Source organism: uncultured Methanobrevibacter sp., assembly GCF_937898925.1.
In the GTDB taxonomy this organism is placed as follows: Archaea; Methanobacteriota; Methanobacteria; order Methanobacteriales; family Methanobacteriaceae; genus Methanobrevibacter.
On record NZ_CALDKF010000067.1, the window covers coordinates 1 to 17,281 of the forward strand.

15 protein-coding genes are annotated in these 17,281 nt (G+C 30.4%); 8 read left to right on the forward strand and 7 right to left on the reverse strand.

Features of this window, described 5'->3' with window-relative positions; translation table 11 throughout:
- From Q0409_RS05290 to Q0409_RS05300, 3 genes are all read left to right on the forward strand, one after another.
- Positions 1-866, forward strand: an 866-nt coding sequence (locus Q0409_RS05290) for an alanine--glyoxylate aminotransferase family protein (protein ID WP_298535835.1), incomplete at its 5' end; no start/stop codon positions are given.
- A gap of 83 nt (positions 867-949) precedes the next feature.
- A complete protein-coding gene (locus Q0409_RS05295) occupies positions 950-2,608 on the forward strand; it encodes a phosphorylcholine transferase LicD (RefSeq protein ID WP_298535837.1) in 1,659 nt (552 codons plus the stop codon).
- A gap of 32 nt (positions 2,609-2,640) precedes the next feature.
- Positions 2,641-3,843: a hypothetical protein gene (locus Q0409_RS05300; RefSeq protein ID WP_298535839.1), complete on the forward strand. Its 1,203-nt coding sequence runs from the start codon at positions 2,641-2,643 to the stop codon at positions 3,841-3,843.
- Between the two features lie 45 nt (positions 3,844-3,888).
- On the opposite strand, the gene Q0409_RS05305 is transcribed toward Q0409_RS05300, so the two are convergent.
- Positions 3,889-4,680 carry a GNAT family N-acetyltransferase gene (locus Q0409_RS05305; protein WP_298535841.1) on the reverse strand — a complete coding sequence of 264 codons (792 nt, stop codon included), beginning with the start codon at positions 4,678-4,680 and terminating at the stop codon, positions 3,889-3,891.
- Between the two features lie 210 nt (positions 4,681-4,890).
- Here Q0409_RS05305 and Q0409_RS05310 point away from each other — a divergent pair, with 210 nt between their 5' ends.
- From Q0409_RS05310 to Q0409_RS05330, 5 genes are all read left to right on the forward strand, one after another.
- Positions 4,891-6,549, forward strand: coding sequence for a phosphorylcholine transferase LicD (locus tag Q0409_RS05310; protein WP_298535924.1), 1,659 nt, complete (start codon positions 4,891-4,893; stop codon positions 6,547-6,549).
- Positions 6,539-7,738 carry a hypothetical protein gene (locus Q0409_RS05315; protein ID WP_298535843.1) on the forward strand — a complete coding sequence of 400 codons (1,200 nt, stop codon included), beginning with the start codon at positions 6,539-6,541 and terminating at the stop codon, positions 7,736-7,738. Before Q0409_RS05310 ends, Q0409_RS05315 begins: the two co-directional genes overlap by 11 nt.
- A gap of 75 nt (positions 7,739-7,813) precedes the next feature.
- Positions 7,814-9,964, forward strand: a complete 2,151-nt coding sequence (locus Q0409_RS05320) for a glycosyltransferase (RefSeq protein ID WP_298535845.1) — start codon at positions 7,814-7,816, stop codon at positions 9,962-9,964.
- Positions 9,965-10,017: 53 nt separating this feature from the next.
- Positions 10,018-10,785 (forward strand): phosphocholine cytidylyltransferase family protein, encoded by a 768-nt coding sequence (locus Q0409_RS05325; protein WP_298535847.1) that lies wholly within the window; start codon positions 10,018-10,020, stop codon positions 10,783-10,785.
- Complete coding sequence (locus tag Q0409_RS05330) at positions 10,743-12,014, forward strand: CDP-glycerol glycerophosphotransferase family protein (RefSeq protein WP_298535849.1); 1,272 nt, start codon at positions 10,743-10,745, stop codon at positions 12,012-12,014. Before Q0409_RS05325 ends, Q0409_RS05330 begins: the two co-directional genes overlap by 43 nt.
- A 68-nt stretch (positions 12,015-12,082) precedes the next feature.
- Here the strand turns inward: Q0409_RS05330 and amrS are convergent, their stop codons facing one another.
- The 6 genes from amrS to Q0409_RS05360 form a co-directional block, all read right to left on the reverse strand.
- Positions 12,083-13,108 carry an AmmeMemoRadiSam system radical SAM enzyme gene (gene amrS / locus Q0409_RS05335; protein ID WP_298535851.1) on the reverse strand — a complete coding sequence of 342 codons (1,026 nt, stop codon included), beginning with the start codon at positions 13,106-13,108 and terminating at the stop codon, positions 12,083-12,085.
- Positions 13,109-13,184: 76 nt separating this feature from the next.
- On the reverse strand, positions 13,185-14,306 hold the full coding sequence (gene thiL / locus Q0409_RS05340) for a thiamine-phosphate kinase (protein ID WP_298535853.1): 1,122 nt from the start codon (positions 14,304-14,306) through the stop codon (positions 13,185-13,187).
- Between the two features lie 76 nt (positions 14,307-14,382).
- Positions 14,383-14,844, reverse strand: a complete 462-nt coding sequence (locus Q0409_RS05345) for a GNAT family N-acetyltransferase (protein WP_298535855.1) — start codon at positions 14,842-14,844, stop codon at positions 14,383-14,385.
- An 11-nt stretch (positions 14,845-14,855) separates the two neighbouring features.
- The gene (locus tag Q0409_RS05350; protein WP_298535857.1) at positions 14,856-15,323 is read right to left on the reverse strand and encodes a nucleoside deaminase; all 468 of its coding nucleotides are present in this window, start codon (positions 15,321-15,323) and stop codon (positions 14,856-14,858) included.
- 166 nt (positions 15,324-15,489) lie between these two features.
- On the reverse strand, positions 15,490-16,473 hold the full coding sequence (cfbA, locus tag Q0409_RS05355) for a sirohydrochlorin nickelochelatase (RefSeq protein ID WP_298535859.1): 984 nt from the start codon (positions 16,471-16,473) through the stop codon (positions 15,490-15,492).
- Between the two features lie 274 nt (positions 16,474-16,747).
- Positions 16,748-17,146 carry a Zn-ribbon domain-containing OB-fold protein gene (locus Q0409_RS05360; protein ID WP_292776890.1) on the reverse strand — a complete coding sequence of 133 codons (399 nt, stop codon included), beginning with the start codon at positions 17,144-17,146 and terminating at the stop codon, positions 16,748-16,750.
- Between the last annotated feature and the right edge of the window lie 135 nt (positions 17,147-17,281).

Here is a 17,281-nt window from a genome sequence, read left to right on the forward strand (position 1 = left end):
AAGCAGTTATCATGAACTGTTTTACTAAAGAAGATAATTTAATTGTTATAGATGGGGGATCCTTTGGCCATCGCTTCACTCAAATTTGTGAAGTTCACGAAATTCCTTATAAATCTGTCAAAGTAGAAAATGAAACTTTAACAAGAGAAATGATTGATGATGTTATCGGTGAAGAGGAATTTACCGGTTTGCTGGTAAACTTAGATGAAACTTCAATAGGCCAATTATATGATATTGAAATGTTATCTGAACTATGTAAGGAAAAAGATTTAATATTTGTGGTAGATGCAATTAGTGCTTTTTTAGCTGATGAAATAAATATGGATAAATATGGAATCGATGCAATTATATTAAGTTCTCAAAAAGCATTAGCTTTAGCTCCCGGTTTATCCATTGTGGCAGTTAGTGAAAGAATGATGGATAGAATTGATGTAATAGACTCTAAATCCCTTTACTTTGATTTTAAGGATTATTTGAAAAATGGTGAAAGGGGCCAAACACCATTCACTCCAGCTGTAAGAGTGATAATTGAGCTTGAAGATATGGTTAAACGCATTGAAAAGAAAGGTATTGATAATGTCATTAAAGATACCAATAAAATAGCTCTATACTTTAGAAAAAGAATAAAGGAAATTGGATTAGATTATCCAAGTTATCCGTTATCAAATGCTGTTACCCCTGTTATCTTTCCCGATGAAAATGCAGATATAGTTTATAGAGAATTAATTGATAAATACGGATTTACAGTTAATCCAAGTGGCGGAGAAAATGCTAAAAAAATGTTTAGAGTAGCTCATGTAGGTAATCATTCAATCGAAGATACTGAAGAATTGATTTTAGCTATTGAAGAGATAATTAAAAAATAATTTTAAATTTAATCATGAAAACAAGGTGAAATTTTAAAAAATATAATTTTTAAATGAAATAGGAGAGAATTCAATTGAGTAAAATGAATGATTTACAAAAAAATCTATATCAGTTATTAGTTGAATTTGATGAGATTTGTAAAAGATATGATATTAAATACCTCCTAGCAGCGGGAGCTTCATTAGGTGCTATTAGAAATCGTAGTTTTATGCCATGGGACGATGATATTGATTTATACATCACAAGAGAAAACTGGAATAAATTAAGACACATTTTAGAAACAGAAAAAAATGTTTTACCTGAAGGTCGTTCATTCGTCTATAAAGAAAACACCCCATATTATTGCAATCCCCTTCCTAGATATGTTGATACAACAACAACCAACATATATATTTCACAAGCATTTACAGGAAAAGCGTGTGGACAACACCTAGAATTATTTATATTTGATCCTCTGCCAGTTGGAGATGATGAAAAAGAAAGATATCTTGAAAAATTGCACATTTACACTGAATTGTTATCTCCTTATTTTATTGTAAACAAAAATACCTCTCTTGAAGACTGGCAAAAACATTACAAATTATATAAAAAATATTGTAAACGAGTTGATAGGGAAGGTGAAGAAAAGGTTCTAAAAGAGCTGGAAGATGAACTAACCCAGTATACACATGAAGAATGTAATCAATATATCATGCATTGGGGTATAAAAAATTACATTTATAATAAAGAACATTTTGAAGAATTAGGAGATTTTGGAAAATTTGAAGATGGACAATTCCCTATAGGTCACTATACTGAAGGAATACTTAGAGTCGCTTATGGTGACAGTTGGATGTACATTCCAGTTTATGATGAACAGATTTCACACAATGGTCTAAAAAATGATATCCCATTTGAGGAATATACTAATCGTTATCTTAAAAAGATTGATCGTGAAAAAGTCTTTAAGAAATACAAGAGGAACAAACGTAACAATGCTGAGGTATTTTACAATCGTAGAAAAGTTGATTTGTTAGTTGCAAAAGCTAAAGTTAAAGCAAGCTATATACATATCAGGGAAAAAATTGAGGGTAAAGAAGATTATTTGTATGATTTACTTGAAAATAAAGATTATACCTGTCTGAATGAACATTTTGAAGATTTTGCTAGATTACAATCTATTGGTGATGTAAGAAAATACAATATTATGGTTCCAATATCTGATAAGAACCTTCAAACATTCTTATTTGGTTTGATTGAACAAGGCCAATATTATGAAGTAAATAAATATTTAAATGTGCGTAAAGCACAAGAAAAACATTTAGGGGAAGAATTTAACGAAATTGAAAATATTTGTGAAATCTGTAGAGAATTGTCTATAGCCAGATACGATAAAAAGGATTTAGAATTAGTCCAAAAATTGGTTGACAAATATGAAGAATCATATCCTGATTTACTAGATATATACCGTGCTAAAATATGGGTAATGGAAAACAAAGCCAAGACCGAAGAGGATTATAAAGAAATTGATGAATTATGTAATAGTGTATTAAAAACTTATTTCTTCGATGGGGAAATAATGGCTATACAAGCTAAAGCAAAATTAGAATGTGGCCAGAAAGAAGAAGCTATGAAACTCTATAAAAAATCTGTTGAAAATACTCGTAATGGTATTATTTGGCAAAAAGTTGAAGATGAATGCGGTTATAGTCGTATGAATGTTGAACGTGAGCTTATTAAAGAACTTAATGGTGAGGAATAGCACTACTGAAAATCATATGGAAAGGGGTAAAAATGAAAACCAAACAAGAAATACAATTAGAGTTACTTCAAGAAATAGATGAAATCTGCTCACAAAACAACTTAAAATATATTTTTATTGGGATAAGTGCATTAAATGCATACATTAATCATTCAATAAAACAAGATAATGGAATTGTTAGCGTTGCGATGACACAAGGGGATATAGATCGGTTTTGTGAAATTGTAGAAAGCCAATCCAGAGATAATCGCTATGTTGAAGGAATTTTTAATAATCCTAATTTTTTGGAATTATATGTAAATTATGGTAATAAAAATACAACTGAAATCGACATGCTTGCTAGAAATAAAAACAAACATCATGGAATAAATGTGCGAATTTACCCTATTCTTAAAACAGTGCAATTAGATGGAACAAGAATTACAACTTATACACCTAGATTGTCAAAAGAAAGAGAAATGCGAAAATTTATGAGTAAAACCGTTGAAAATAAAAAATTTTGGTTTGGAAAGGCTGGAATTGACATTTTGAATGGTGCTTATAGTTTAACTGGTGGAGGCAAACGTTATTATAAAGAATTAAAAACCCATACTTTTATTGATAAATGGGAAGATATTCAAAAATATTCTAGAGTAAGTATCATTAAAAATGAATTAGATAGCAAATTATTTAAAGAAATTGATAAGATTGAATTTGATGGTATAAAATTATCAGTTCTCAAAGATATTGAGAGTTATTTCAGCGCATTATACGGAGAAAAATTTAAAGAAATAAAAATCATTCCAAAAAGACAGAAAATGCGTGAAATTGTTGATACTGAAATTGGTTATGAAGAAATTATTGAAGAGATAGAAGATCTTATCAAAGAAGCAAAAGCAACTCGTGAAGAAGTTATGTGGGGAAGATTAAAAGTATATAGAGAAAAAATAGCTGTTGATAATGTATGGAATTTAGTGAAAATGACAAATAGTGAAATTGAATTCACTGAATTTTTCGAAAAAAATATTGACCGTTTATCAAATTTTAACATTGATGATGATAAAGAGCTAGAAGAATTATACAAAGAATTAAGCCCAATTATTGAAACATTGCAAGATTATTCAAAAATAGGAATGACCTTCTCTATTAACCCTAAAGCTGATGATTTGATTAATAGAGTCTTAATAAAGAAAGGTAAGAAGAGTTTAGTTGATAAAATGGAAAAGATTTCTAAGAAAAAATTTTTTGTTGAATAGATATTAAAAATTAAAAAATTAATAAAAAAATAAATTTAACTATTTTCAATCGATTTTTGACAATTTAGACCATTCTTCGATTTTTTCAAAGCCTACTCCATAGTGCATCCTTTCTGCAGATGGAATATAGAAAAATGAAAAAATTCTTTTATTCTCTTCTAATAATTCCTTACAAAGAGAAGATAATGTTTCTTTAGAATAACCTTTTCCCCTATATTTAGGAGAAGTGATAACACCACCTATAATTGCCAATTCTGGAAGTTCAGCATATGTTCCAGCATGACAAATAATCTCATTGCTTTCATCATCACGTAAAACAAAGTTTCGTCCGAAACTTTCTTTTTTTCTTTCCATATATTGTTCAAATAGTGATTCAAAGCCATAAGGTTTTCCAATACCCTCATCTTCAGCAACTATTCTAACTATTTCTTCTATTTCATCCAGTGGCGCTGAATAAGCTTTAGGATTTGAAGGATATTTTAATTCCATTAACTCGCCAACAGTCCCAGTTTCTTGTTCATACTCAGGTAAAAAATCTTTGAGTTTATCTATAATTGGTTTAATTGCAAAGAGGACATGTGTATCTTTTTCTTTTATGAAATATGCAATTTCTTCTGTAATCAAATTTTGTTCTTTACTATAAATTTGGATACCGCCATAATATTCACTAATGATAGCACATATCTCCTCATTTTCACATTGTATCCAAACATTGAAATTTTCATCATCAAGTCCAAATTTCTTTAAATCAATATAAATGTATAAACATTTCCCGTAATCTTCACCAATATATTCAAAAACAGTTTCAATATTTTCATCATTACATGGTATAATCATTTGAATCATCACTCATAATCTTCATATCTATTTTTTTAATTAATTTAATATAAAACTATTCATAAAATGAAAAATTTATGAAATCTGTTGCAAAGCAAATATAAAATGAACAATTAAATTTTCATTAAAAAAAAGAAGATGAAACCATCGAAAAATTTATTTTATTTTATTATCATATTTTATATAAAGGAGAGAATTTACTTGAATAGAATGAACATTTTACAACAAAATCTGTTTAACTTATTAACCGAATTTGATGATATTTGTAAGAAATATGATATAACTTATTTTTTAGCAGCAGGAACTGCATTAGGAGCCGTAAGACACCATCGTTTCTTGCCATGGGACGATGATATGGATTTATATATTACTAGAGACAATTGGAATAAGTTAAGAAATGTATTAGAAACAGAAGAAAATGTTTTGCCTGAAGGAAGATCCTTTGTTTATCATGAAAACACAAAATATTATCGTAACCCTATACCTAGATATGTTAATAATGAAACAACAACTATTTATAAAACACAATCATTAGCTGGAAAAGCTTGTGGTCAACATCTAGAATTATTAATTTTGGATCCAATGCCTAAAGACGAAGAAGAACAACAGGAATTTATAGACTTGTTGAGGGTTTACACTGAAATATTATCTCCATTTTTTGTAGTGTGTAGAAATTTATCTTTAGAAGAATGGGAAGAGCATTACAAATTATATCAAGAATACTATGAAAGAGCTGAAAAGGAAGGAGATGAGAAAATTCTTCAAGAACTATCAGATAAATTGCAAAATTATTCACTTGAAGAATCTGAGAGATATTGTATGCGTTGGGGGAATGTTATATATACATACAATAAAGAACACCTTGAAGAAAGTAGGATTGGATTATTTGAAGGAAGAGAATTCCCTATAAGCAAATATGCTGAAACCATGTTAAGAATTGCTTATGGAGATAGTTGGATGTATGTGCCAGAAGTAGAAGATCAAGTTGTTCGTAGTCCAATTACAAATTTATCCATGCCTTTTAAAGAATACACTAGTCGTTATTTAGAAAAAATCAATCGTGAGGAAGTATTGAAAAAATATAGAATTCTTAAACATGGAAACGCTAATATGTTCTATAAACGTAGAAAAGTAGATTACTTGGTTGCTAAAATTAATGTAAATGTTGAATCAAAAGAAATTGTAAAAAATCTTAACAAAAATGAAGAATATTTATGTTCTTTATTAGAAGAAAAAGATTATGAAAGCATATTAGTTGAATTTAATGATTTTTGCAACTTGCAATTAAGGAGAGATGTAAAAAAATATAATATATTTGTCCCAATATCAAAAAGAAATCTGAAAACATTATTATTATGCTTTATTGAAAAAGGGCAATATTTCGATGGAAATAGATATTTAAAAATCTATAAAGATCAAGGCGAAACACTTGATGATGAATTAATCGAAATTGAAAATCTTATAAATATCTGTAGAGAATTATCTATAGCTCGTTACGATAAAAAGGATGTTGGATTGGTTGAAGAATTAATTGAAAAATATGAGGAATCATATTCTGATTTACTAGATATCTACCGTGCAAAAATATGGGTAATGGAAAACAAAGCCATGAACGAAGCGGATTATAAGGAAATTGATGAATTATGTGGGAAAGCATTAGAACTGTATCCTTTTGATGGAGAAATAATGGCTATACAAGCTAAAGCAAAATTAGATTGTGGTAAAAAAGAAGAAGCAATGAACCTTTATAATAAAGCTATCTATAATACTAGAAATGGTATTATTTGGCAAAAAGTTGAAGATGAAGTGGGAATTAGTCGTACCGATATTGAACGTGACTTGATTGAGGGGTTAGAAGATGAAAACTAAAACAGATATACAAATAGAATTACTTCAAGAAATTGAAGAAATTTGTTTAAAAAATAACTTAAACTATGTTTTAGCAGGCGAAAATGGGTTAAATGCTTATCTTAACCACACTATAAAAAATGGCCCTATAGATGTTTCTGTTGCAATGACCCAAGGGGATATAGATAGATTTTGTGAAATCATCGAAAAAGAATACAAAAACAATCGATACGTGGAAGGAATTTTTAATAGCCCTAAATATAATCCATTTTATGTTTCATATGGAAATAAAAATACCACTTACTTCAATGTTGTCAATATTGATAATAGAATTCATCATGGAATTCAAGTACGCATATATCCGATTCGTAAAGCAATGGATTTAAATGGGAATAAAATTGAAGGATGGACTCCAAAATTAAAGAAAGAAAGAAAACTTCGTCAAAAATTAAATAAAAGAATAGAAAGCAATAAATTTTGGAGAGAAAAATTAGCTCAAAAAGTATTAAATATCCCTTACTCATTAACTGGTGGAGGAAAACGCTATTATAATGAAGTTAAAAAGAACATATTCATAGACAAATGGGAAGATATTCAAAAATATTCAAAAGTCCGTATTATTAATAAAGAAATAACTACAGAATCATTAAAGGAAATACAGAAATACGAAGTTGATAATATAAAATTATCATTACCTAAATCTGCTGATACATATTTCAGTGAGATTTTTGGAAAAAATTTTAAAGAAAAAAAGATTAAATTTAAAAAAGATGGTGTTAGAGTAATAATCGATACAAAAACTAGTTATAAAGACATCATTGAAGAATCCAATGATTTGATCTTAGAAGCTAAAGCACTGGAAGAAGAAATTACAGAAGAAGCAAGTAAATATAATAGGGAAAGGAAAACAACTAAAGATCTATGGCATCTAGTTAATATGACTGATGATCAGGTGAAATTTATAGAATATTCAAAAGACAAAACTGATACTTTATTAAAATATAATTTGGAAGATGAAGAAGAATTAGATATAGTTTACAGTAAATTGAAACCTATAATTTCATCATTAAGAAAGTATTCCAAAGTAGGAATGACTTATTCGATTAATCCTGATATAGATACATTAATAGAAAATGTATTATTGAAAAAAAATAAAAAATTGCTTAAAAAAATTCAGAAAATAAAAAAACAAGAATATTATGTAGAATAATTTAAGCTGATTATTTGTAAAGATAATTAATGGAAGAGGAATACACCAATAAACTTTCAAGGAAAACGTGAAAAAATGGGAAATCCTAAAATATCCGTAATAATACCTATTTATAATGTTGAAGAATATATCGAAGATACATTAAATTCTTTATTAAATCAAACCATCATAAAAGATATGGAAATTTTAATGATTGATGATGGTAGTTTTGATGGTTCTAGATACATAATAGAGAAATATGCACTAGACTATGAAAACTTTTATGCATACCATAAAGAGAATGAAGGTCCTGGTATCGCAAGAAATTTAGGTATTGATTTGGCAAAGGGGGAATATATCCATTTTTTAGACTCTGATGATTACGTCTTGCCAACTACATATGAAAGGGCATATGAAATAGCTAAAAATAATAATTCAGATTTTCTTAGTTTATTTGGCGTTAGAATGAGAAGATACAATATCACTGATAGTTACATTTACAATAATGCTTTTAAAAACATCATAGGTACAATTGATTCCGCAAAGCTTGAGGATATGCCAGAACTCATATGGGATACCTTTGTCACAAATAAACTTTATAAAAAAGAATTTTTAGAAAAAAACCATTTGAAATTCATTAAAGAAAAAAAGTATTATGAAGATGTTATATTTGCTTTAGGGGCATATGGCCTTGCAGAAAAAATCTCATTGACAAAAGAAATTTTCTATTATTGGAGGAAAAGAGAAAATTCTAATTTTTCAATTACCCAACAGTATAGTGATATAAAAAATTTTAAAGATCGTATAAATATGATCAATTCATGTTACGAAATAGCTGAAAATGCAAATTTTAATGATGATATTAAAAATGAATTGTTTTTTAGATGGATTAATTATGATTTGAATATTTACTTAAGAATCTTTTATGAATATGATGAGAAATATTATCAGGAAATATTTGAGGAAATAAATAAAATTTTAAATATCATTCCAGCAGAAATGTTGGAAAGTTTAAATTCTGCAAAAAGAATTATGTATAAAATGATTAAAAATAAGGATTATATCGGTTTAAAAAATTTTTCAAAAAAATATAAAGAATTAATGAAAAATCCTCATATTCCAGATGGTCTAGATGATGACTACATAAAATACATAGATTTTAAAAAAGATGCAGAATATGAAAAACTTATTGTAAAAAGAGAAGAAATTACTTTTGATGACGAGAGTATTTATATAAATTTTAATGAAAAAATAAATTATTTAAATTATAATTATCCTCACGAAACAAAAGCAAAACTTGTTGACAGAAATAACAATGAATATTCTTTAGAAGTTTATGAAAAAATAGACGATGAAGTTACTTCAGAAGAGAAACTAAAACAAATTATCATTCCTATCGATTTGCTTTTTGAAAAAGATCATTTGAAAATTAAGATAGAATATATAACAGCCGATTTCAAAAAAGAATCTTTTTTAATAAATTCAAAAAGAGAAATAATAGAATTTGAAAATTTTGATGTAGAAATTGGGATTGAAACCAACAGATTATTTTTCATGAACATACGCCCAACTAACAATTTAAATATGCAGATACATGATATTGAATTTGATAATGGCATTTTTAAATTATATGGGGTTTCAAATGAAAGAATAGATAATATGTTTCTTGAAAATGTAATAAGTTTTGAAAAGATCTATTATCAAGTTGAATCCGAAAAGGAAGATGATGATGAATTTAATATTAAGTTTACCATTCCATATGTAGATATTTTAAATGCCCCCGTAAGAAAATGGGAAATAAAAGTAGATGGAACATTTAAAATTATTGAACTTAATAAAAGATATGAATTCTATAGTCAACATACAAAAATATACTTTGTAAATACTAGAAATAAGTTTCTAGTATCAAATGATTTCTATAATATATTTGATGAGTTATATGAGAATAATATTGAAATATATGAATTAACTAATGATAAGAAAGAATTAAAAATATCCAATAGAACATTAATCAAAGAAAACAAAAAATTAACAAAAAAGAATAAAAATCTAACAAACAAAAACAAAAAATTAACAAAAAAGAATAAAAATCTAACAAACAAAAATACTAATTTAACTGAAAAAAACAAAATTTTAAAACAAAATAATGATAAACTTAAAAAGAAAAACATTAAATTAGAAAAGAAAATTGAAGAGTACAAATCAAGACTTGCAGTTAGATTGGCAGATAAAATGAAAAATATTTAGTCATTGAAAATTATAGAATTATTCAAAAAATTTATGTTTATAAATGTGATAGAATGATAGGTGTTATATTATCAGCAGGAATGGGTACAAGACTGATGCCCCTCACTAAAGATATTCCAAAAACATTATTGAAAATAAATGAAGTCACTTTGCTTGAAAGAATGATTAAAAACTGCATCGATGCAGAAATAAGCAAATTCATAGTGGTAGTTGGCTACAACAAGGAAAAAGTCATTGACTTATGTCCTGAAATAGCTGAAAAGTATGATATAGAAATAAAGGCCATTGCAAACGAAAAATACGATGTCACCAACACTTCCGTATCAACATACATTGCAAGCAGTTTCATTGAGGAAAACGATCTGGATGACTTTGTCTTAATCAATGGAGACAATGTTGTTGACCCTGAAATAATTTCCAGAATAGCCGATTCAAACAATACAGGAATGATAATCGATAACTTCAAGGAACTTGATGAAGAATCTTTCAAGCTTATAATTGATGATGAATCATTCAATGAAGACAAGACAATGGCTAACGGCAAGATCAATTCAATTGGAAAAGGGTTGGATATCCCATCATCCACTGGAGAATTCATAGGAGTCTCTAAGGTAATAGCTGAAGATATTCCTGTTTTCAATAGGATTTTAGAGGAATTGATTCAAGAAGATCCTCAAAATTATTATGATTATGCATACAAGGACTTAAGTGAAATCAAAACCATAGACTTTGTCTTGACAAACGGCCTTAAATGGACTGAAATAGATGACCATAAGGATTGGGAAAATGCACAAAAGCTTGTAAAAGAATTGGAAGGATAGAAGACTTAAAACAAATAGAAGGTATAATGATGGTGAACTTTAAAAAAATCATGAAGGATATTGCTAAATACTCTGTAAGAGCTGTTTACATATTGGAATCATACATTATCCCTTCAAATGAAAAGGTCATCCTATTTGAATCAAGCAGTGGCCGCAATTATGCAGGAAGCCCAAGATACATCTACGAAGAGATGGTAAATCAAGGCCTTGATGATGAGTACAAATGCGTATGGTCCCTTTCAAATACAGACATTGAAATTCCTGGAAAGGCAATCAAGGTGAAAAGGTCCTTTTTCAAATACTTATTCTATACTCTAAGAAGCGGTGTCTGGGTCCTTGACTCAAGGCATTTGTATTACCTAAGGAAAAACAAGAATACACGATACATCCAGACATGGCATGGAACCCCATTTAAGAAATTGGGATTGGATATGGATGTACTGGACATGAGCGGAAATACCGATGTTGAAAGGTATCGTGAAGACTTCAAAAGGAATACAAGAGAGTGGCAATACCTTCTCTCACAAAATGAATACTCCTCCGAAATATTCAGAAAGGCATTTGACTTCAAGGGTGAAATGCTCGAAATAGGATATCCTAGAAATGACGTCTTGTTTGAAAAGAACAATGAATCAGACATTGCGGAAATTAAGGAGAAGCTCAATATTCCAAAAGACAGGAAAGTGATCCTATATGCCCCAACCTGGAGAGACAACCAGTACACAAAGGCAGGGGAATACAAGTTTGCAAGCACTATGGATTTTGATGCATTGCATGAAAACTTCAAGGATGACTTTACCTTGATAGTCAAGTTCCACTATTTGGTAAAGGACAAAAGCATTGACTGGAGCAAATACGATGACTTCATTATAGAATGCGATGAGGAATGGGACATTCAGGAACTTTACCTCATTTCAGACATCATGATAACAGACTATTCATCTGTCATGTTCGACTATGCCATATTGAAAAGGCCTATGATCTATTTCACTTATGACATTGACGATTACACTAAAAACGTTAGGTCATTCTATTTTGACATTTTTGAAGAAGCGCCAGGACCTAAAGTCGAGACAAATGAGGAATTGATTGAGCTACTGAAGAATTTTGATGTCAATGCCTACAATGATGAGTTTGGTGAAAAGTACAGAAAATTCAATGAGAAATACAATCAGTTCGATGATGGAACCGCTTCAAAAAAAGTTGTGGAATTGATTAAAGGCAATTAATCAATCTCCAAAAAAGTAGCTAACGATAATGGCTACTATCAAAAATAAAAAAACATTCTTTTTATTTATCATTTCAAAACAAAATTCAACTTATGGCCGCAATTGGCACAATGGCCATTTTCTATTCTATTTTTATCTCTGTTGCAATACCTTTCCCTTGCAATGAGAAGCTCACCGCAATTAGGGCAATAGCTATTGTTGTCAGCAGGCATGTTTCCCAAATAAACGTATTCAATTCCCATATCAACAGCTATTTCCTTAGCCCTTATGAGATAATCTATTTTTGTAGGACTCTTGTCGCTCATCTTATGCATTGGGAAAAACCTTGAAAAGTGAATGGGAACATCCTCTCCCAATTCATCCAATACGAAACTGCAGATTGACCTTATGTGATCCTCATCAGTGTTCAGGTCATTGATCAGTAAGGTTGTTATTTCCAAATGTGACTTGCTTTGATGAATGGCATGCAGATTGTCAAGTACAATGTCCAATTTGCCTCCACATATTTCCCTATATAGATTGTCATCAAAGAACTTCAAGTCAATGTTGAATGCATCAATGAATTTTAAAGTTTCGCTCAAGGACTCTTCACTCATATAGCCATTTGAAACATATACATTTTTAAGATTTTCCTTATGTGAAATCAAAGAGGTTTCACGGGCGAAGTCAAAGTATAGTGTAGGTTCATTATAGGTCCAAGAAATCGATAGGCAATTGTCATTAATGGCATTTTTAACGATGTTTTCTGGCAGTATTTTAGTTGAGTTGAATTCATCATAAGAATTCATGGATAACATATAGTTCTGACAGTTCAAACATGAGAAATTACACCCAAAACCACCTATTGAGTATGTTGAAGAACCAGGCAAAAAGTGATAGAGAGGCTTCTTTTCGATAGGATCAGTGTGGCAAGAAGCGATTCTCTGATAGTTGATTGAAAACAATTTTCCATCCATGTTTTTTTGAGTCTTGCAGAACCCTAAACCACCATCAGCTATTCTGCACATCCTACCGCATAGATTGCATTGGACTGTTTTTTCAGCTGATGAATTATCTTCATATAGTTTAGTGTAAAAGCTGGATTCCTTCATCATGAAAACACCTGATAGATTTGTTAGAAATTTTATGACATGGGATAAATTCTATTAATGAAACAAGGTTAAGCATTGTCTATTTGAGATGTTGATAACCTCTTGAGCTTATTTTTTCAATCTGACCATTTGAGAGTACTATTTCAACTGTATTATTGTCAGTGATTTCACCTATAACATAATAATTCATTTCTGTTGACAATTGATCCTTAATTTCTTCGTTTATTGTAAACAGAAATTCAAAATCCTCACCTACATGTAGGAACAGGTCAAGGTAACTTAAATCCAATATATTGGCTATTTCCTTGAATCCATCCTCTACAGGAAGCTTTTCCTCATAGATTCTTATTCCTTTAGTATAGGAATTTGATGAATTGCTGTCATGACAATACTTTTTATCTGAATTCAAGATTTCATAAAATTCGCTTGCAAGACCATCTGTAATGTCTGTTGCAGAAATTCTATTTTTGGCTATGTTATGTTCTCTTAAAATATGGCCTTCATCATATTTCGCTTCTGGCTTTAATGCCTTTAGAAGAGCCAAATCAATGATTGTTGAATCTATTTCCTTGATTTTTTCTATCTTTTCCTGATAGAGATTTAGGTCTTTTTCCTTAAGGGCCAACAATTCAAAGCCAAGTGCGGCATATCCCAATTCATCGCTTATGCAAACCAGGTCTCCCTTTTCAAATCCGTATTTCATCAAGGCCTTATTTTTGTCAACCTGGCCAATGGCTGTTCCTGAAATTATTATCTCATTTGCCTCGTTGGTGTCGCCACCAATAAGAGGAATGTTGTAATTGTCACAAGCCCTGATGACTCCACAGATCAAATCATCAAAGTCATCCAGCAGCATGTCTTTTGGAATGGCTATGTTCAATAGGAATCCTATGTTTTCTGCACCCATGCTAGCAAGGTCGCTTACATTGACCACTACTGACTTGTATCCCATTTGAAAATAAGTCATGCCTTTTGGGAAGTGGCTTGATTGAATCAGCATGTCTGTAGAAGAGACCAAATAGCTATTGTCATCCATATCAACATTTGTAAGTGCAGAATCGTCTCCAATTGATGTGGCAAAGTTGGAAAGGTCAGTGTTGTTGTCAAATCCACAAGATGAACATGTTCTGGATTTTTCTATTATTCTTTCAATAAGGCCTTTCTCACCAATTTCAGAGACTTTGATTTGGCTTGATTTCATATGAAAGTATTTGATTTTTTTAATATAAAAAATGTTTTAAAAAAAGAGTAAAATTTTAGGAAAAAATATAATTGAACTAGAAAATCAGGGACTTGAACTGTTTTTTCATGCAAATGCACAAATCGTCTCCTTCAAAGATGCCGAAATTATCGACAATTTCATAATCCAGTTTTCTATAGAGATTGATTGCTGCCTCATTGTCCTTGCCTGTTTCAATAACAGAGTACTTGAAATTCTCTTCCATTGCCAATTTTTCAAGCTGCTTTATAAGCTTATATGCAATCCCTTTTCTTCTGTATCTCTTCTTGACATAGACCCTTCTGATTTCGATTGTGTCCTTGTCAATCAATCTGAAGCTTGCACATGCAATCGGCCTTCCCCAATTCAAGGCAAGGATTACAATATGTGGATCTGTCAATGCATTGTAGTCCAAATATCTTTCAACCACATCCCCAAGCTTGAAGAAGTATTCATTGTCCAGCTGCCTTGTAAGCTCAATGAACCTTTCATCCTTTTCGTTTGTAATGACTGATTCCATATTACCACATATCATTTCTTTAGTTCTGTAGTGTTTCCTACCTTTGCAAGCTCACGCTCCCAAACTCCTGGGTTTTCACTTACAAAGCTTTCAAATAGCTCCTTGCATCTTGAATCGTTTAGAACGATGATTTCAACATCATTGTCCTTCAACAGATCTTCAGCACCCATCAAGGTTGTGTTGTCACCTATAACAACTTTTGGAATATTGTATAGGAGCACTGCTCCAGAACACATTGGACAAGGTGAAAGTGTTGTATAAATGGTGCATTTTCTATAATCATCATAATCAAGGCCCTTTGCATTTTCAATTGCATCCATTTCACCATGAAGAATTACTGAATCGTTCTGTATAAGTCTGTTATGGCCTCTGGATATTACTTCATCATCCTTTACAAGAACTGCACCAATAGGTATTCCACCTTCAGACAATGATATTTCAGCCTCCTTGATTGCTTCATCCATAAACTTCTTATGCATAAAATACCCCATGATTTAGTTTTATGATATTTCAATATTATATTTAAAAAAAGACCATTAATAATTTTTACTAAAAGAGGATAGAAATTGAAAAAAAGAAAAAAAGACCAAGAGTATAGAAAAAACACTACATTTAAAAAAAAGAAATAAGGGAATTAGAATATGATTATTCTAATGCCTTTTTAACCATATCTTCAAGGATTTCGATTAAGATGTCATCATCACAGATTGGGTCTGGGTATAATATTTCCCCATCAAATTCCATTTTGACATCGTCATGGCCATGATGATGGTGATGATGTCCATGAGAATGACTATGGCCGTGATCATGGTCGTGGTCGTGACTGTGATCATGGTCATGAGAGTGAGAATGCCCATGGTCATGATGATGGTGATGGTGATGGCCAGTTCCATCATCTTCAATGAATCCTAAAATTGTTGGAATGTCCCTTGTGGTGTGTGCTCCAGGAGCAATGAACACTGGAACGACAACCAGTCTTTCAACTTCGTTTTCGCTTACAAGCTTGTTGATTGAAGTTGGAATGTTAGGGTCTACAAGTTCCATGAATCCAAAGTCACATGGATAATCAGTTTGAGCTTCAAATTGTCCAAATAAGTCTGTAATGAACTCTTTGCTGTAATTCAATCTGCTTCCGTGCACCACCAATAATACTCCGGTTTTTGCATCTGCGTCAAGCTCTGACTCTTCAAGTGCGCCGCTTATTTTATTGTTGATTATTTTCAATAGCTTTGGATTAGGGCCTATTGGACCTAATAAGTCTAATTCTCCATCGAAATCAACCTCTTCAAGACCGTATAAGTAATGTCCTTCAGGATAGTTTCCATCAGGCTGTCTTGGGTCCACTTCCTTAGGCTCAAGGCCAAGAATGATCGGTATGTCAATGTTAGTGTGAATTCCTGCAGCCAAAAATACAGGAGTGGCTATAATGCGCTTTAAATCAGGGTTACGTTCCTTTAAAATTTCAATTGCCTGTGGCAAGTTTGGCTTTGCAACTTTCATGTAGCCTACTTCAGCATCAAATTCTGTCTTTGCCTTGAATTTAGCGCATATATTTTTAAAAACTTCCTCTGCATAGGGAAGAGTACTTCCATGACTTAATAATAATACGGCAGTATCTTCATAACTCATAATAATCACATATAAATATTATCAATATATTCCATATTCCATGATTAGTAATACTTTAATAAAACCATCATAAAACTGAAAATTCCTCGTGAATTTTACTTAAATTGTTTTATACTATAAATTATTGCTTTATAGTTAATAAACTTTGTTAATAATTAATTAAATTAAAATTAAGATAATTTCTAAGTAATAATATTTTAATAAAAATATTAAAAAAAGTATTACTAAAGATTTATAAAAAATAAAATAGCAAAATTGCTATTTTAAAATAAACTTATTTTACAATCTTAAATTTGAATCCGTATGAAATGACACCATCAGGGCCGTCTTCACGGATTTTTCTAAAGACCATTTCTACAGGGTCTCCGATTTGAATATCATCAACATCTGCGTCAACGATTTGTGCAGTTACCTTTGCACCTTCTTCAAGCTCAATGATAGCTACAGCATAAGGAGCTATTTTCTTGAAGTCAGAAGTAGGTGTTCTAATTACAGAATAGGTAAATATTTTTCCTTTTCCTGAAAATTGGATATCTTCAATGTTTCCTTTTCTTCTACAATCAGGACAGATTACTCTTTGTGGGAAAAACACTTGACCACAAGTAGTACATTTGGATCCAACAAGGTTATATCTTTGTTGGATATGACGCCAGGTTCTTACAGTATCAGACATTAAATTCCTCCTAATATAATAAGCATGATGAAAATGATTAAAAATTTCATTAATTATTTTTGTTTTTATTTATTTTTTAATTTTTTAGTTAATAAATATTATCTTTACTTATAACACTATTTTATTTATAATTCA

What these genes read in the sequence shown, in the direction of transcription:
- Q0409_RS05315 (WP_298535843.1), top strand. Translation starts at nt 6,539, where the DNA reads ATGAAAACTAAAACAGATATACAAATAGAATTACTTCAAGAAATTGAA.
- Q0409_RS05360 (WP_292776890.1), bottom strand. Translation starts at nt 17,146, where the DNA reads ATGTCTGATACTGTAAGAACCTGGCGTCATATCCAACAAAGATATAAC.
- thiL (WP_298535853.1), bottom strand. Translation starts at nt 14,306, where the DNA reads ATGAAATCAAGCCAAATCAAAGTCTCTGAAATTGGTGAGAAAGGCCTT.
- Q0409_RS05310 (WP_298535924.1), top strand. Translation starts at nt 4,891, where the DNA reads ATGAACATTTTACAACAAAATCTGTTTAACTTATTAACCGAATTTGAT.
- Q0409_RS05345 (WP_298535855.1), bottom strand. Translation starts at nt 14,844, where the DNA reads ATGGAATCAGTCATTACAAACGAAAAGGATGAAAGGTTCATTGAGCTT.
- Q0409_RS05295 (WP_298535837.1), top strand. Translation starts at nt 950, where the DNA reads ATGAATGATTTACAAAAAAATCTATATCAGTTATTAGTTGAATTTGAT.
- cfbA (WP_298535859.1), bottom strand. Translation starts at nt 16,473, where the DNA reads ATGAGTTATGAAGATACTGCCGTATTATTATTAAGTCATGGAAGTACT.
- Q0409_RS05350 (WP_298535857.1), bottom strand. Translation starts at nt 15,323, where the DNA reads ATGCATAAGAAGTTTATGGATGAAGCAATCAAGGAGGCTGAAATATCA.
- amrS (WP_298535851.1), bottom strand. Translation starts at nt 13,108, where the DNA reads ATGATGAAGGAATCCAGCTTTTACACTAAACTATATGAAGATAATTCA.
- Q0409_RS05300 (WP_298535839.1), top strand. Translation starts at nt 2,641, where the DNA reads ATGAAAACCAAACAAGAAATACAATTAGAGTTACTTCAAGAAATAGAT.
- Q0409_RS05305 (WP_298535841.1), bottom strand. Translation starts at nt 4,680, where the DNA reads ATGATTATACCATGTAATGATGAAAATATTGAAACTGTTTTTGAATAT.
- Q0409_RS05325 (WP_298535847.1), top strand. Translation starts at nt 10,018, where the DNA reads ATGATAGGTGTTATATTATCAGCAGGAATGGGTACAAGACTGATGCCC.
- Q0409_RS05320 (WP_298535845.1), top strand. Translation starts at nt 7,814, where the DNA reads ATGGGAAATCCTAAAATATCCGTAATAATACCTATTTATAATGTTGAA.